Annotated in this window: 13 protein-coding genes and 1 tRNA gene; 8 read left to right on the top strand and 6 right to left on the bottom strand. The window is 55.7% G+C overall.

Annotated features, from left to right (window positions below; genetic code table 11):
* The first annotated feature begins 12 nt into the window (after nt 1-12).
* Both NBH13_RS06755 and NBH13_RS06750 read left to right on the top strand, forming a co-directional pair.
* Nucleotides 13-906, top strand: a complete 894-nt coding sequence (locus tag NBH13_RS06755; protein ID WP_144166049.1) for a YlbL family protein — start codon at nt 13-15, stop codon at nt 904-906.
* A 97-nt stretch (nt 907-1,003) separates the two neighbouring features.
* On the top strand, nt 1,004-1,429 hold the full coding sequence (locus NBH13_RS06750; protein ID WP_004220767.1) for a DUF3052 domain-containing protein: 426 nt from the start codon (nt 1,004-1,006) through the stop codon (nt 1,427-1,429).
* Nucleotides 1,430-1,811: 382 nt separating this feature from the next.
* Here NBH13_RS06750 and NBH13_RS06745 read toward each other — a convergent pair.
* Nucleotides 1,812-1,885: transfer RNA gene (locus NBH13_RS06745), tRNA-Val, on the bottom strand.
* Between the two features lie 208 nt (nt 1,886-2,093).
* On the opposite strand from NBH13_RS06745, the gene NBH13_RS06740 reads away from it, so the two are divergent.
* The 6 genes from NBH13_RS06740 (at nt 2,094) to NBH13_RS06715 (ending at nt 9,648) form a co-directional block, all read left to right on the top strand.
* Complete coding sequence (locus tag NBH13_RS06740; protein WP_250779350.1) at nt 2,094-3,659, top strand: DivIVA domain-containing protein; 1,566 nt, start codon at nt 2,094-2,096, stop codon at nt 3,657-3,659.
* A gap of 90 nt (nt 3,660-3,749) precedes the next feature.
* Nucleotides 3,750-4,928 (top strand): 1-deoxy-D-xylulose-5-phosphate reductoisomerase, encoded by a 1,179-nt coding sequence (gene dxr, locus NBH13_RS06735; protein WP_250779349.1) that lies wholly within the window; start codon nt 3,750-3,752, stop codon nt 4,926-4,928.
* Between the two features lie 87 nt (nt 4,929-5,015).
* Nucleotides 5,016-6,212, top strand: a complete 1,197-nt coding sequence (gene ispG / locus NBH13_RS06730) for a flavodoxin-dependent (E)-4-hydroxy-3-methylbut-2-enyl-diphosphate synthase (protein WP_099571366.1) — start codon at nt 5,016-5,018, stop codon at nt 6,210-6,212.
* Between the two features lie 109 nt (nt 6,213-6,321).
* A complete protein-coding gene (locus NBH13_RS06725; protein WP_099571365.1) occupies nt 6,322-8,034 on the top strand; it encodes an alpha/beta hydrolase family protein in 1,713 nt (570 codons plus the stop codon).
* A gap of 88 nt (nt 8,035-8,122) precedes the next feature.
* Entirely contained in the window at nt 8,123-8,851 is a 729-nt protein-coding gene (gene recO / locus NBH13_RS06720) for a DNA repair protein RecO (protein ID WP_144165063.1), read from the top strand.
* Between the two features lie 5 nt (nt 8,852-8,856).
* Nucleotides 8,857-9,648: an isoprenyl transferase gene (locus NBH13_RS06715; RefSeq protein WP_099571363.1), complete on the top strand. Its 792-nt coding sequence runs from the start codon at nt 8,857-8,859 to the stop codon at nt 9,646-9,648.
* On the opposite strand, the gene NBH13_RS06710 is transcribed toward NBH13_RS06715, so the two are convergent.
* From NBH13_RS06710 to NBH13_RS06690, 5 genes are all read right to left on the bottom strand, one after another.
* Nucleotides 9,638-10,951 (bottom strand): nucleoside hydrolase, encoded by a 1,314-nt coding sequence (locus NBH13_RS06710; RefSeq protein ID WP_250779347.1) that lies wholly within the window; start codon nt 10,949-10,951, stop codon nt 9,638-9,640. The genes NBH13_RS06715 and NBH13_RS06710 overlap by 11 nt on opposite strands.
* A 188-nt stretch (nt 10,952-11,139) precedes the next feature.
* Nucleotides 11,140-12,237: an ABC transporter substrate-binding protein gene (locus NBH13_RS06705; RefSeq protein ID WP_099571361.1), complete on the bottom strand. Its 1,098-nt coding sequence runs from the start codon at nt 12,235-12,237 to the stop codon at nt 11,140-11,142.
* Nucleotides 12,238-12,529: 292 nt separating this feature from the next.
* On the bottom strand, nt 12,530-13,378 hold the full coding sequence (locus NBH13_RS06700; RefSeq protein ID WP_236824325.1) for an ABC transporter permease: 849 nt from the start codon (nt 13,376-13,378) through the stop codon (nt 12,530-12,532).
* 271 nt (nt 13,379-13,649) lie between these two features.
* Nucleotides 13,650-15,206, bottom strand: coding sequence for a glycoside hydrolase family 32 protein (locus NBH13_RS06695; protein WP_250779345.1), 1,557 nt, complete (start codon nt 15,204-15,206; stop codon nt 13,650-13,652).
* 146 nt (nt 15,207-15,352) lie between these two features.
* Entirely contained in the window at nt 15,353-16,678 is a 1,326-nt protein-coding gene (locus NBH13_RS06690; RefSeq protein ID WP_250779344.1) for an MFS transporter, read from the bottom strand.
* Nucleotides 16,679-16,787: the final 109 nt, after the last annotated feature.

The raw sequence follows: 16,787 nt of genomic DNA, 5'->3' as shown, positions 1-16,787 counted from the left end.
GCTATGGGAGGTATGCCCAAGATGAAGGAAACACGACGAATTCACGGCAAAGACACACGTAACGGTGCTCCGGGACGTGTCAAACGATGGCTGATAGGCGCGGAAGGTTGGCTGTCCGCGCGTTCATGGCGTTATCTTGCAGGACCGTTGGTGGCGGTACTGTGCGTATTGGTGTTGATTATGCCCAGCGCGTATGTGGTGCAGATGCCCGGTCCGACGCAGAATGTGCTCGGGGAGGTTTCCGGCAAGCAGGTCATCGCCGTTTCCGGTGTGAAAACGTATAAGGATTCGGGCCAACTGCTGTTAGTCACGGTCAATGCTTCAGGTGTACCAGGGTACCCGGTGTCGAACGCTCAGGCATTGGTGGCGTGGGCCGATTCGAAATCCACGGTGATGCCTCAGGAGGCGGTGGTTCCTGTTGGACAAACCGTAGAGGAATACAAGCAGTCCAGCGACAAGGAGATGGCGTCATCGCAGGATTCCGCCACCGCGGCGGCGAAAAAGTTTCTGAAAGAGCATGGCTATGACGTGTCCGGCATGAAGGTGTCCATGCATGTGGACGACATCGGAGGGCCCTCGGCGGGCATGATGTACACGCTTGGTCTGATCGACAAGGTAACCGGTGAAAAACTTTCCGGGGGTAAGATCATCGCGGGAACGGGCACGATGAACGACAAAGGTGAAGTCGGCGAAATCGGAGGCATCCGTTTGAAGATGCTCGGAGCGAAACGCGACGGCGCAACCTGGTTTCTCGCCCCGGAATCCAATTGTTCCAGCGTTGTAGGCCATATTCCGGAAGGCTTGAACGTGGTGAAAGTGTCTACTTTGCAGGAGGCATACGATGCGCTGATCGCCATCCGAGACGGCAAGGGTGCATCACTGCCGCAATGCTCTGCAGAAGAGTGACGCATTCTTGACGCATTCCGAGATATAAGAAAAAACAATCTCGCAAAGTGAGCAATTCCACGGTTCGTAACGTATATGTTCGAGCAGTGTTGGTATATTGACGAACGTGAATCAAACGGCATCTGATAACGCTGAAGAATTCGGTTTCCACGCCGGCGACCTGGTACAGGAATGGCTGTGGGACGATGATGTGGACGACTCGATCCGCGCCAAGATCGAGGAGCTGACCGGTGAAGAGCTGGTCGACGAGGACTATGATTCCGCCGTTGATGGCGTGATTATTTGGTGGCGCGACGGCGATGACGAAGACGAACTGTCTGACACCATCGTCGATGCGTATGCGGTCCTTGGAGACGATGGTCCATTGTGGGTGCTCACCCCGAAGCCGGGGCGCCCGGGCGCGGCAAGTTCAAGCACCGTGCAGTCCGCCGCGAAGACCGCCGGCATGAATGCAGCCACGCCGCTGACCGTCAGCGGTGACTGGAATGGCATCCGTCTGCGTGCATTCGGTAAAGGCCGCTGATCGTATTCGTTTTGCCCGCCTCGGCACGCATGGCCAAGGTCGGACGCTCATATAAAGGCTTGGAATCACACGATTCCAAGCCTTTTTTGCTTACGGAAGCGGTCGAAGAAGATGTTTCCATGAAATTCCATATTTGAGCGAATGTAATAACCGTGTATATCGCGTTGGATTCTGCCGTTACATATTGCTGCTTTTTGGTTATGCTGCGGTTACCGCGCCTCGCATCGACGCCGAAGGCAACATCATCGAAGGATGAATCGGTAAGCATTGACGGAGACTTTGACAAAGCGTTGACAAAAGTCATGACTTTGCTGACATGCACGTGAGATAGTTGGAAATATCAGAAGAGCCGGAATGGCTTATTTTCTGCGGAAACAAAAGGTGGGCGATGAGGGACTCGAACCCCCGACATCCACCGTGTAAAGGTGGCGCTCTAACCAACTGAGCTAATCGCCCGCAAAGCTCTACTGTACAGTATTCGTTGCCGGCGACAGTCTCAACGTGTGTCGCGTTGCCGGATAGGGGATTTCTTCTATGGCAAATGCGTGAAAAACGGTGCGATTTTGAGTGTCAATTCGCTGAATTTTCCACATGAAAGCGGCACGCGTCGAATCAATCACGTAAAGTGGTTGCGTTGAGTAGTGCAGTAGGAGGTCGATAGCCAATGGCGCAGGAACCTGAATCCGAAAGGAACGCATCGGGGATCGCTCGTACTTCGAAGCGCAAGTGGGGGTACGATTCCGAACAGGTGGACGCTTTTCTTGAGCGTGCGCACATGCTATACGAAGGTGAGGGAGCGCAACTCACCCAGCATGATATTCAGAATGTTTCTTTCGATTTGGTCAAGGGCGGCTATGTGATCGCCCAAGTGGATGCGGCCCTTGCCCGGTTGGAGCGTGCCGTGGTAGACAAGCAGACCACATGGGAGATTTCGCAGCATGGCCGCGTGGCGTGGAAGGCGCAGACCGAAACCCTGTTCCGTCAGCTTGACGCCCACTCCAAACGTGAGCACGGCGAACGTTTCAAGCCGGGAGAAGGTAAGAACCCGAGCTATGACCGCAAGCAGGTGGATCGCATCGTCGATCAGTGCCTGACGAAGGCCGCTGGCGAACTCGGCGTGGAGGAAGTGTCGGACGACGATGCCAAGAAGCTCGTCGATCTGAACTCCCAGACCGTGGCGAATGTGATCTTCACCCAGCGCAAGGGCAAGCGTGGCTATGACGAGCGTCAGGTGGATTATTACCTGAACGAATGCGTGCAGCTGCTGACCAGACTCGAATCCTATGCGCGTGTGGCCGACTTCGTGGGCGAGCCCTCCGAAAGCGCGATAGCCGCAGCCAATCCGTCCTCAACCAGTCTGGAATCTCAAGAGACGCAGGTGGTTTCACCGCTATTCACCGTTCCAGCCGTTTCCGCAGAACCTATTGCGCAGTCCGCTCAGGTTCAAAACGGCGCCGACTCCTTCGATGCTTTGAATAAGGCGGAACGTGAGATTTTCACCACGTCTGCAGCGTCCCCGGTGAGCATTCCGGCCGCTCAAACCGCTGCGCCGGCGTATGCTCCCGTGGTTCCGCCTGTGTTCCAGCCGACCGTCAGCACTCCGCCGGCTCCGGTAACTCCGGCAGCTTCTGCAACGTCAGAACCTCAGGTTGCTCCGATTGCTCCAGCGGCTCCGGAACAGTCGTTGGCACACCTGTTCCAAGCGTCCAATGCGGTTGCCGATGAGCCATCTTCCGCAGGAACGGAAACCGAAGCGTTCAATCCGCTTTCCGATGATGACGCGCCGAGCTATGATGCTCCGTCTGCGCCTTCGGCTCCTGTGATTCCAGACACTCCGGTCGCGCATCAGCCGGAAGAGTCTCACGGCATCAACATCGCTCCCGATTCTTCGTTGGCTGCCTTGGCGCAGATGGCCCAGAACATCGACGCTCCCGATCCGGTTGAAGACACGTTCACCCCGCGCATGCCAAGCCTATCGACGCCGAACCTTCCGCAGATCAACACCGACTCGATCAATCTCGGAACCTTGCCGACCGTTCCACCTTCCTTCACACCGGAACCGGCAACCTCTGCAGATCACTCGACAACGGCAACTCCCGTTGAACCGGCGAAGCCGACAGTGGAAGAGAAGAAGAACGAAATCCAGCCGGCAACCAATCCGATGTTCGGAGCGACCAACAGCAATCTGGATGTCGACATTCCCGACCTGTCGTTCCCCTCTTTTGAATAAGCAATCGCATTGAACAGGCTGGCGTGACCGTCAGCCTGTTTTCACGTTCACACGAGCAAACAAAAACAATACGGAGCACACGCATAACCCATGCAAACCTCAACCGTAGTCATTCTCGGATCCACCGGATCCATCGGTACCCAAGGTCTTGACGTCATCTCCCGACATCTCGACCGCTTCAACGTGGTCGGACTTGCCGCAGGCGGCTCCCACGTGGAACTTCTGGCCCAACAGGCGGCACAATTCCATGTCTCAGAAGTCGCTGTTTTCAAAGAAAGCGCGGCAAAAGCACTACGTGAGGCATTAGAGCAAGCCGGTGCAGGCAATGTGAGAATCACAGCCGGACCGGAGGCCGTGGTCGCCATGGCCGGATCCGGAGCCGACGTGGTATTGAACGGCATCACCGGATCCATCGGACTTGAGCCTTCCATCGCGGCACTGCAGGCAGGATCGCAGCTGGCACTCGCCAACAAGGAATCCGTAGTGGCAGGCGGGCATTTGCTGTTCGACGCGCAAGTGCGCGCCCAGCAGATCAATCCGGTCGATTCCGAACATTCCGCCATCTGGCAATCGTTGCGTTCAGGCACACATGGTGAAGTGTCGAAACTGGTCATCACCGCTTCGGGCGGGCCGTTCCGCGGTTGGAAACGCGAACAGATGACCGATATCACACCGGAACAGGCGTTGAACCACCCCACTTGGAATATGGGTCCGGTGGTGACCATCAACTCGTCCACACTGATGAACAAGGGACTTGAAGTCATTGAGGCGAGTCGTCTGTTCGACATGCCTCCGAGCCGCATTGACGTGACCGTGCATCCGCAATCTATCGTGCACTCCATGGTGGAATTCCGCGATGGTGCCACCATTGCGCAGGCTTCGCCGCCTGACATGCGCCTGCCGATCGCGCTTGGACTGTCCGCTCCGGAACGACTTGGCAATATTGCGGCGGCATGCGATTGGACAAAAGCCGCGACCTGGACGTTCGAACCGCTCGACGATGAGGCTTTCCCCGCGGTGAGCTTGGCTCGACACTGCCTGGAAGCTTCCGAAAAGCATACGGCCGTGTTGAACGCTGCCAACGAACAGGCCGTCCACGCTTTCCTTGAACATCGTCTGCCATATCTCGGCATTGTCGATACCGTCAGGGAAGTGTTGGACGAAATGGACGCGGAGCTGCGTGGCAATCCGCTGTTCGCTTCCGTGGAGGAAATGAGCCGACTCGAGCTTGAAGCCCGCCATCGTGCCGACAACCTGATAAACAAGTAACGGAAAACGAAACAAGACAAACAAACGAAACGTGAGTGACGCAAGGCTCCCCGTGTTGGGAGCCTTGTTATTGCAAGGATTTGACGTATGCCAGAAATCGAAAAGCCGTTCCGTAAAACCGGTGAGGCAGCCATTAGCGAAAGCCCATTGCATCCGCGCCGCAAGTCCCGCCGAATCATGGTCGGATCGGTGCCGGTAGGTGGGGGAGCGCCAATTTCGGTGCAATCCATGACCAACACGCTGACCGCTAATGTGCCCGCAACATTACAGCAGATTGCCCAACTGACCGCAGCCGGATGCGACATCGTGCGCGTGGCCGTGCCAAACCAGGATGATGCCAACGCACTGCCGGAAATCGTGAAGAAATCGCCGATCCCGGTAATCGCCGATATTCATTTTCAAAGCAAATACGTGTTTCAGGCTATCGATGCGGGCTGTGCCGCGGTACGCGTGAATCCGGGCAACATCCGTAAATTCGATGAGGTTGGTCCCTCCATCTGCAAGGCCGCCACCGATGCGGGCATCTCGTTGCGCATCGGCGTGAACGCGGGCTCGCTCGATAAGGAACTGTATGCAAAATATGGCGGTCCGACGCCGGAAGCGTTGGTTGCGTCCGCCATGAAGGAAGCGCGCATGTTTGAAGACGTCGGCTTCCATGATTTCAAGATTTCCGTCAAACATCATGATGTGATCACCATGGTGGAGACGTACCGTCTGCTCGCGTCCAAAGGCGATTGGCCGCTGCATCTCGGTGTTACCGAGGCGGGTCCAGCATGGCAGGGTACGATCAAAAGCTGTCTTGCATTCGGTGCGCTGCTGGCTGAAGGTATTGGAGATACGATTCGTGTTTCACTGTCCGCACCGCCCGTCGAAGAAGTGAAAGTCGGCTGCAAACTGTTGGAATACATGGGATTGCGCCCGCGTAAGTTTGATATTATCTCCTGCCCGAGCTGTGGCCGTTCCCAGGTTGACGTGATTCAGCTGGCCAATGCCGTGACCGAAGGATTGAAGGACGTGACCGCGCCGATTCGTGTGGCTGTGATGGGTTGTATCGTGAACGGTCCGGGTGAGGCACGCGAAGCCGATCTGGGCGTGGCATCCGGCAACGGCAAGGGGCAGATTTTCATCAAGGGCAAGGTTATTCAGACCGTTCCCGAAGATCAGATTGTGGAAACGTTGCTGGCCAAAGCGCAGGAAATTGCCGCACAGATGGAAGCGGACGGACAGATGCCAGTCAATGCCACCGGCCCTGTAGTGGTGCCGGTGACACAGGGTAATTGCTGATTCGTTGAGTGCTCTGATTCATTGATTACAGGAGGTCGATCACAGATTGTGATCGACCTCCTGCTGATTTCGCTGGCTGTTGATTGTCATTTCAGCTGGGGTCGGTACAATGAACGGCGTGTCAGATCAGGAACGTCAGTCAGTCATGTCCAACGGGGAAATCCAATCCAGTCAGTGGACGAGGAGCAAACGACTGATGGTCAGTCTGCCCATTTTCATCATATTGTTGGGCATTTTGGTATCGGTCTCCAATCTGACGGCATCATCATGGAATTACGAGCCGACCGGGCAAACCATCGAAACGTTGACGTCCGACACGTCCGTGACCTTCGACAATCCTTCGGGCAAAACCCTTGCCAAACAAGGCGATTACGAAGTGACGCAACGCTATGCCACCATCGACGCCAAGCAACCGTCAACCGGTGAGATCCAACGTATCAAAGTGCTGATCCGTGAGCCGAAAGGTGCAGGGAATAATCGGCCTGGCGTGGTGTTCATGCATGGAGCAGGTTATGGCACATGCGACAGCTCCTTCGGAGACATGGCATTTGCGCTCTCATCCGCGGGTTTCGTGACGGCTGTGCTTGACAAGCCGGTGTGGTCCACCAACGATGCGACCCGTGACTATCCAGGATCCGCAGCCATCTACGATCAGGTCATCAACATGTTGCGTGATCTCGACAACGTTGACGCTTCGAATGTTGGCATTTACGCGACTTCCGAAAGCACATGGATTTCCTCATATCTGCTTGGGCAAGACCCTAACGTGGCGTTCCAAGTGCTGTTGAGCCCAATGGTGTATTCGCCACGATATTCGTTGGGATTCCTTGCGGCGCAGGATTTCGCGCTGGTCGGAGCGCATGATGGATACCAGTCCATCGTGCGCCGCGCATTCAACATCGATGCGAAATTGTTCGGCCTGACTAATCTCGACCTCGACACGTTGAATCCCCAAGCCTATTCCATTCCCACGCTTGTGGCGTACGGCACCAAAGACGTGATGACCGCGCAGGTGGAAGGCACGGAGGAAATCATCGACATGGCGCATAAGTCGGGCAATTGGGACGTGACCGTGCGCACATATCCGATCGCCAACCATGTGCTCCGACTCGGCGACGAAGCCAACAGCGGCACTCCATTCGCGGACGCCTACGTGGATGATGTGATCAGTTGGGCCGTCGGTACCACGCAAGGACTGGAGCAGACCAGCGAACGTGTGGCCGGCACCAACCTGTACCAGTCGATCGCGGTTCCGTTGGAATTGCGATCGAATAGTGGGCTGACCATCTATCTGGTGGTGTTGCATGTCAGCATGGTGCTTTTGCTGCTGGTGATCGGCGTGCTGTGGTTGATTGTGCTTGTACGTAAAATTTGGGCGCGTGCGCATCGACGCCGATACGTGTTGGGGCTGAGTCCTGTGTTCAAAAACGCGTTGATTACGCTTGCCGTGACCACCATGGCCACTTTTGTGCTGTTTGGTGCAGGACTGGGCGAAGTGGTTATGGGCGTGGTCAAGCTAGCGTGGGGCGGCGCTCCCGCCGAGAATCCGGGCATGATGTATTGGAGTTGGCCGGTTATCCAAATGGTTTGCGTTGCCGTGGTGTGGGCGTGGTCCCGCGTATTCATGCGTCTTATCGAGGAGGCGACGAATCGTGGTCTTGCACAATGGCCACCGCGTAAGGGGGCTATAGGCGCGATTGTGAGCGGCCGTCAGCCGGTGCTCGCGTCGACGCGATTCGGACGTGTGATGTTTTGGATCACGGCGGTCACCATGCTGTATATGCTGTTGGTATTCGCGTTCTGGGGATTGTTCATTTACTGATATCGCGGGAAAGTGCGGCTGGCGCGAGAATGTGCGGAAAATATATAGTTCAGTTGGGAAAACGAGGCGAGGCAAAGGAGGCGTGTGAATGCCGCTGTATCAGGACGAGGGCGTGGTCTTGCGCACCGTCAAACTTGGCGAAGCTGATCGTATCGTCACTTTGCTGACACGCGACCATGGCAAAATCCGTGCCGTCGCCAAAGGCGTGCGCCGAACCAAATCGCGTTTCGGAGGTCGTTTGGAGCCTTTCATGCGCGTCTCGTTGCTTATTGCGGAAGGACGTTCGCTTGATGTGATTTCCCAAGCCGAGTCGGTGTCGGCGTATGCGAGAGGCATCTGCACCGATTTCAAGGCATATACCGCGGCGAATGTGATTTGCGAAACGGCTGACAAGCTTGTGGTGACGGAGCATGAGCGTTCCGTGGCACAGTATCGGCTGGTGTTGGGAGCATTGAATGCCCTTTCCAAGCATGCACATGAGCCTGCTGCGATTGGTGATTCCTACGTGATGCGTGCTCTTGCAATTGCTGGTTGGACGCCACGTTTGCGTGCCTGCGTGGTGTGCAGGGATCCGATTTCTACTGATCGTCCATGGTTCTTCTCGATTTCCGCGGGTGGTCTGATGTGTTCGACCGATCATATTCGTGAATCGTTTGACGTTTCGTGGAATGCGATCTGCCAGTTGCAGGCGCTTGTCGACGGCGATTGGGGAGAGCTGGACGGTACGGCATTGCTTCCGAAAACCCGCCAAATGGTGGAAAAATGGGGTGAATACTATTTGGAACGTCCGATTCGTTCCATGTGCTTGCTAGATTAGCGGGTATGGCTTTTGAGAACGTGGATTACAAGTCCCTTGACATTCCGGCGGCACCATTTTCTGACCCGTCGATTATTCCCGATTTTCCGAAGAACAAGGTTCCGCGCCATATCGGCGTGATTATGGACGGCAATGGTCGTTGGGCGCAGCAGCGTGGGCTGATTCGCACTGACGGACATCAGGCTGCCGAACCGGTGGTGTTCGACACCATCGCAGGTGCCATCGAAGCTGGTGTGCGTTACCTGTCGCTATATACGTTCTCCACGGAGAACTGGAAGCGTTCTCCGCAGGAAGTGCGCTTCCTGATGGGCTTCTCGCGTGACATCATCCATCGTCGTGTGGAACAGATGAACGAGTGGGGCGTGCGCGTGCGCTGGGCCGGCCGCCGTCCGAAACTATGGAAATCCGTTATCGACGAATTGGAAAAAGCACAGGAACGTACCAAAAACAACACGACCATCGACGTGGTGTTCTGCCTGAATTACGGCGGACGTGCCGAAATCGCGGATGCTTGCGCGGCAATCGCAAAGGAAGTGCGTGACGGCAAGATCTCCGGCGATCGCGTAACGGAAAAAATGATTGCCGAACACCTGTACAATCCTGATATTCCTGATTGCGATTTGGTGATTCGCACTTCCGGCGAACAGCGCACGTCGAACTTCCTGCCGTGGGAAGCGGCGTATGCCGAACTCGATTTCGTGCCGGAACTGTTCCCTGATTGCGGTCGAGACGTGCTATGGCGTTCGATCGATCACTACATTCACCGCGACCGTCGTTTCGGTGGCGTCAAAAAGTAGTGTTGCCTAATTGATCGCGTTCACTGCGGGGAGAGCATAAGGCTCTCCCCGTTTTGTATTGCTGCAGAGACTTTATGCGGGTGGTGAAGTCGGAGACGAAACGATGGGAATCGACTTGAAGGGCCACGTGGATGCGAGGGGCGTTGGAGCCGATCAGGCCGGCGGGGTCTCCGATGGTTCGGCCGCGCGTGCCATGGAAATCGCCGGTTTCGAGTTCAACTTTCATTGGCAGATCAATGCAGTTCACCAGTGACGGATCTACGGCGACAGCTGCGGCCAGTGGATCATGCAAAGGCATGCCTTGAGAAAACAGGCGTGCATCGGCTTTGTAATTCGCGGCAATGGAAAAATCAGCCATGCCAGCGAGGAATACGCGCACATCGGAAGCAGATGGGCCTGAGTCCGAACTTGAGGTTCGAGCTGAAGCTGCATTTGAACTACCGGCTGGATCACCAAGTGTGTCGGCATTTGCTGCTTCACGCCAAGCACGGGTTGTATCAGAACCCATCAGACATTGATGTGTCACGTCCAGACCGACCATAGTGATGTCTGCACCGGAATGGAACACACGATCCGCGGCTTCCGGATCCTGAATGATATTCGTTTCCGCAGTCAGATCCCAACAGTTGCCTTCCTGCGTCAACGTGCCGCCCATCATCACCAGTTTGAGTTTGCCCGCAATATCCGGAGCGGCCGCAATCGCAGCATCAATATCGGTCAACGGACCAGTCGCAACCACAGTGACGTCGAAACCATAAGCACGAACCTGATCAATAATGAACTGTACGCCCTCGGAAACCGAGTCGGCGGAAGAATCATCAGCATGAATAGAAGAAGCCGAATCCGTAGTAAGCGACAATTCAAACGAATCAACCGCAGGATTCGCATGAATATCATCCAACGCATATCCGCCAACGGAAATCAGACTGCGATAATCACGAGAAAAAACAGTATCAGAACCGGAATTACCCGCAAAATTATCTGAAAAAGCATTATCTGAAGACGAACTATCGCAAGCCGGGCCGAATCCTCCCAATCCGTCCGTGCCATGGAATTGCGCACAACCTGCATCCGGAATGAAACACCGAGCCCACGAAGGATGCGACGATCCGCGCATCACCGGTATGTGCCGAAACCCCAACCGTTCCAGCACATACGAAGTATTGCGAACCGCAGTGTCGACGGAAACGTTGCCGTACGTGCCGATCACGCCAAGCACGTCAACCGTATCGAACGTCGCAAGATACGCCAACGCCAGCGCATCGTCGATACCGGTGTCCACATCAAGAATCAGTCGTGTCATATTTTTATTTAATCAAACTCGTGCAATGAAGCCAAGCGCAACGCATAAAGGTGCGGCATCCTACAAACCATGTTTAACCCGTACTGAGCAAGCAGTGCTGGGCATGAAATAAAAATGCAGGATGCCGTATTCCAATATTTCGATTATTCGCACATAAACGGGTTACAAACCTATTCGTTCAAACCCGATTATTTCAGGAACTCGTCGGTGGCGAGATCCTTGGCCTGCGGAGCGTCATGAATCACCTTGTCATGCGAATCGGTGTAGGCGTTTTCCTGCGCGAGGAAGTCGAAATACTGCTGTGCGCCTTCAACATCGTTCGTGCCGAACGTGAACGAACCGTCCTTGATCTTGGCAGGATCGCCCCAATACTGGCCATCCACAATGGTTTTCATGCTGTTCTTGACGAAATCGAGCTTAAGATTCGCATCGGGAGCCTCGTCCACAAGAATCTTCGCCGCATCGTCAGGATTCGAATATGCGTACTCGTAGCCCTTCTTGGTGGCCTGCACGAACTTCTTCACCAGCTCAGGATTCTTGGAAATCGTCTTGTCGTTGGTGATCACGCCAATGGTGTCGGCATTGCCGGGAACGCCGTAATCCGGTTCGGCAAAGCAGTTGAGCTTCGGGCCGTACATGTCAGCCTGCACACCCTCCCAAGTGGCGTAGAAGCCGCCGAAATCGGCCTTTTTGCTGGAAAGCGCTTGGAACGTGGATGTGCCGACGGTCACCTTGTCGAATTCGCCCTTGCCGCCGTCAAACTGGATCATGCGGCGGATCACCGCATCGGATTCGTTGGAGCCGAAGGTGGCGAAGGTTTTGCCGTCGAAATCCTTTGGAGATTTGATTTCAGTGTTGGAAGCGAGCGAACACCAGATGGCGCTTGGCTTCTGCTGCACCTGCAGCACCTGCTTGATGGTTGCGCCCTTGATGGCATACGTGCCTACGTTGGTGAGATTCGACAATGCGAAGTCGGCCACGCCGTTGTTCACAGCTTGTTCGGCACCGGCCTGTGCCACGGCCACGATATTGACGTCAAGACCTGCCTTTTTGAAATAGCCCTTGTTTTTTGCCACATATACGCCGATATGATTGGTGTCGGGCGCCCAGGACAGCATGAAGGTCACTTTGGTCAGACCGCTGCCGTCTGTTGCGCTTGTTGCGGAATCGTTGCTTTGCCCGCATGCGGTGACGCTGAACAGCATGGCGATTGCGCTGAAGAGTGCGATGATTTTACCTGCGATGTGAGTATGTGCGGTGGCGTCATGCCTGCTGAAGATGCTCATAAAGCGATTTCCCTTGAATCTATCTTCTCTACCGTTTTCTAGGGATGTGCTGCGAGCGGAGTTCGGGCAGAAAACGATACGAAGGGCCTAAGGCCCCCGCTCGTCCAATGCCCCCGACGTTCCTTATGGTGCCTGTTGAAAGGCTGTGGAACATTGCCGGTTTGCCACACATTGGCTTAACAGCGGATTTTATTATATGCAGTCAGTGTGACCGTCTGCATGATGCGGAGTGGCGGATTGCCGCGTGCTTTTGGAAAGGCGGGTGATTGCCGTAATGAGGTACGCGCGCGATTTACTGGTCCGCGTCGGGATCGGCGTCAGCGTCGGCAGGGCCAAGCAATATGCGTTCGCTCAGGTTCACCACAATCATCAATATGCCGGTGATGGCGATGATGACAAGCGTTGCCGCAAAGATCAGCGGCGTGCGGAACGAGTTGTAGGCGGCCTGCAGCCAAATGCCAAGACCCTTGCGTGCACCCAAATATTCTGCGGTGGCGGCAGTGGCGAAAATGTATGCGGCGGAAACGCGGATGCCGCCATAAATCTGACGAGCGGCAACACGCAACTTCACATGCCACAGTGTCCACGCTTTCGTGGCACCACAAGTCAGCGCAACATCCGAATAAAACTGGGGGACTGCTTCAAGACCTCGAATCGTCTGCACTGCAATCGGGAATAAGCCGAATACTGTTACGATCACGATTTTTCCGGAAATTTCAAAACCGAACCAAATCAAAAACAGAGGAGCGATGGAAATCAACGGCATGGTCTGCGCGGCCGAAAGCAACGGGAACAATGCTGCGTTCGCAATGCGCGAGCAGTACAACAATATGCCGATAAGAATGCCGAACAGTACGGCGAACAGAAAACCGATGCTGCCTTCAATCAGGGTAACTTGGGTGGCGGGCCATAATGTCGACCAGGTTTCGACGGTGGCCTGCGCGATTTCGCTTGGCGCGGCGATCATAATGCTGGGCACATTGCCGATACGAACCCACGCCTCCCAAATCACTAACAGCAACACTACTGCGATGACTGTGGGAATGCGGCGCTTGCAGATACTCAAAACAGTGGAGAAAGATCGTGAGGCCGCTGACTGAGCATGCTCAGAGTGTGTGCGTTGAACGTGCGAAACCGCCATCGTTCACCTTGCTTTCTGCGCCATAGTGGGCGCGCACGTGACCGGTGGCGAGAAATCAGTAAGGTGAGGAGCCTGCCCGCGTTCCAGTCAGAAAAGTTCATTACCGGGGTGCCAGTATAAAGCACTCCCTAAACCACGTTCTGAAACGAAAATCGCACTTCAAGCCAAAACGTAAGTCGCAACTTGCGGCATAACGCAAGGTGGGTTCCGTATCTTGCCTGACACGGAACCCACCTTACTATTTACCTCTTGCTGCTGCCCTGGATCAGTTTCACTCCAGTCCGATGGACTTCATGGTGTGGAGCTTTAAGGACTTGACCTCAAGCGTGCCGGATTCGGCAACAAGCTTGATGGCGCGCGGGCCTTCGGAAGCGTAGCTGAAGGAGCTCATTGCCTGTCGGCCGTCGTTCACATACACTTCCACGCAGCCGCGATCCACAAACACGCGCAGCTTGAGTTCGCCGGAAGCCAGTTCCTCGGCGAAAAGCGGAGCGGCACGGTATCCACGATCACCCTGGGCTGCGGCCTGACGGTCGATTACCACACAACCGATCTGATCGTCGAACGCAACGTACGTGTAAGCGCCATCTTCAGTCGCGTGAATCTTCAGACCAGCACGTTCCGCAGTGGAGGCGTTGAGATCGATGGTCATTTCGATTTCCACGGCTTCAGCATCATCAGCAATGGTCTGCTCGCCATTGACACCCAGTGAGATTGCGCCGAAATCGGTGGTGTTTTCACGCAAGCCCTTCATTTCGGCAACTGGAGCGGTGTGCAGGTCGCCGTCGGCACCCAGCGTGATCTCACGTGGAAGGGTCATGTTGCCGCACCAGCCGTCATCCTGCATCGGAATCGGCTCAACGAACGGGCTCATCCAGCCGTATACGATTTGGCGTTCGCCGTCGTTGAACGACTGTGGAGCGTAATAGTTGTGGCCGCAATCCCACAAGCGGAACTCGGTTTCCGGCTGGAACGCCTCACCCGGAGTCCATGTGCCGATCATGTAGCCGGCATTGGAAACGTTGCGGTTCATGAAGCCGGAAGCCTTGGTGCCCATGGCGGAGAAGCCGATAACCCACTTCTCGTTGCCTTCGGTGTCCTTGATCGGGAAGAAGTCCGGGCATTCAAGCATGAAGACGTTCGGATCCGGGTGCTCGAACAGTACGCGTTCGTAGGTCCAACGAACCATGTCGTCGGAGGAGAACAGCCACATCTGGCCGCGCTTTTCAGCGGAGGAAACACCGAAGGTCATGTACCACTTGTCGCCGGTCTTCCACACCTTCGGATCACGATAGTGGTGATCGACCTTGTCGAGCGGGCAGTCAATGATCATGCCCCGTTTGGTGGCGCTGGTCAGCTCGTCGTTATCCGGCTCGGCGATCATCTGCACCTGCCAGTCGCCACCAGTGTTGTCGACGCCGTTGGCCCAACGGTGGCCGGTGTAGTAGAACTTGAGTTCGCCGTCGTCCCCGATCACTGCAGAACCGGAGAATACGCCGTCCTTCTCCTCTTCGAGGGTCGGGGCGAACATGATCGGCTCACGCTTCCAGTTGAGCATGTCGGTGGATGAGACGTGGCCCCAGTGCATCGGACCCCACTGGGTGCCGTACGGGTGCAGCTGGTAGAACACGTGCCAGCGTCCCTTATAGAAGCACAGGCCGTTCGGATCGTTGATCCAACCGCCGTTGGATGCGATGTGGAACTTCGGGTACCAGCGGTTGTTGCGTTCGGCGGCCATGGCTGCAACGCCTGCTTCCGCCTGTGCCAGGGCTTCGCTGTGGTTCTTGATTTCGTGAAGGACGGGTGCGTCCGGGGTGAAGCCAGTCATCGTTGAATAGCCTTTCTTGTGATTGTTGAATTGCTGCTTATTGAGTTTTGAGTAAAAGTTGTAAGAATGCTGCCCGAAGCGGAAAAAGGGGAAACGCTTCGAGCAGCACGATTCAGTTATGTTCTTGGACGGACTTGCGATTGCGTTCAGGCGTTCGCTTCTGCAGCGGCCTGGGCCTTGAGCTGCTTGTCGGTGTAGAACGGATCACCGCCGACTTCCTGGTCGTCCTTCTTGATCACGAAGAAGCCGTAGATCAGGGCTGCCAGCACGATGCCGGAGATGGTGAAGAAGGTCGGGCGATCGCCCATGGCGTCATGCAGGGCGCCCATCGGGGTGGAGAAGATCACCTGGCCGATCTGGGAAGCGATCTGGAAGCCCACCATGTACAGGGTAGCCGACAGCTTGGTGTCGAAGTGCAGGGTGAAGTAGCGGAATGCCGGCAGGCAGAACAGCGGAACCTCGATGGAGTGGAACAACTTGACGATGGAGACGCTGACCGGATCGTGGAACACGCCGCACAGGCCGATGCGCAGGAACATCACGGTTGCACCGAGCAGCAGGGAGTTGCGCACGCCGATCTTCTTCATGATGATCGGAACAACACCCATCATGGCGGACTCGAGGAACACCTGGAAGGAGTTCAGGGTGCCGTAGGTGGCGTTGCCGATTTCAGTGGTGGAGAAGAGGGAAGCGTAGTAGTTCGGGAACATCTGCTGATCGAACACGGTGTAGAAGGTGTTGGTGAACAGCATGAAAACGATGAGCACCCACAGGGTCGGCATCTTCAGAACGGAAATCATTTCCTTGAAGGACGGGTTGGTCGGAGCCGCGTTCGGATCAGCTTCCTTCTTGAGCTCTTCCTTCTGCTCGGCCGGAACCCAGAAAGCGTAGATGCACAGCATGCCGAGGCCGCAGATGGAGCCGACCCAGAAGTTCAGCAGCGGGTTGATATTGAACAGGAAGCCTGCACACAGCGCCACGATGGCGTAGCCGAATGAGCCCCAAGCTCGGGACTGGCCGTATTCGAAGCCAAACTTACGGGAGTAGCGTTCGGTGAGTGCCTCGAACAGGGAGCAGCCGGCCATGAAACCTGCGGACAGCACGATGGAGCCGATGAGCACGCCGATGAAACGGGTGGTGCCGCCGGCTGTCAGCATCGGGGCATACACGAACTGCACGAACGGACCGACGAGCGCTGCGATGGCGGAGACGAAGATCACGAGCTTACGCTTGATGCCCAGCTGATCCTGGATGGCGCCGTAAGCGAACATGATGACCAGGGTTGCCAGGGAGTTGATGGAGTAAATCTGGCCCTGCTCGGCGGAGGTCATGCCCAGACCGTGGGTCGGGTCGGTAAGCCAGCGGGAGAAGAAGGACCACCAGATGCCCCACGAGCAGAAGAACATGAAGATGCCGAAGGAGCTCTGCAGGTAGGAAGGATTCTTCCACGCAGATCGAGTGTTGTTTGTCATGTTGTTGTTGTTTCTCTATTTCTCTTTGTTTATGCCGCTGCCGTGCAGCATCTCGGTTGTGTGCCGATACTGTGTTGTGCCGTCATCCGCCCGGCTGCCATGCCAAGTG

Source organism: Bifidobacterium intestinale (genome assembly GCF_023656765.1).
Taxonomy (GTDB): domain Bacteria; phylum Actinomycetota; class Actinomycetes; order Actinomycetales; family Bifidobacteriaceae; genus Bifidobacterium; species Bifidobacterium hominis.
The sequence above is the reverse complement of the archived record's forward strand: the minus strand, read 5'-3'. Positions and strand labels throughout refer to the sequence as shown.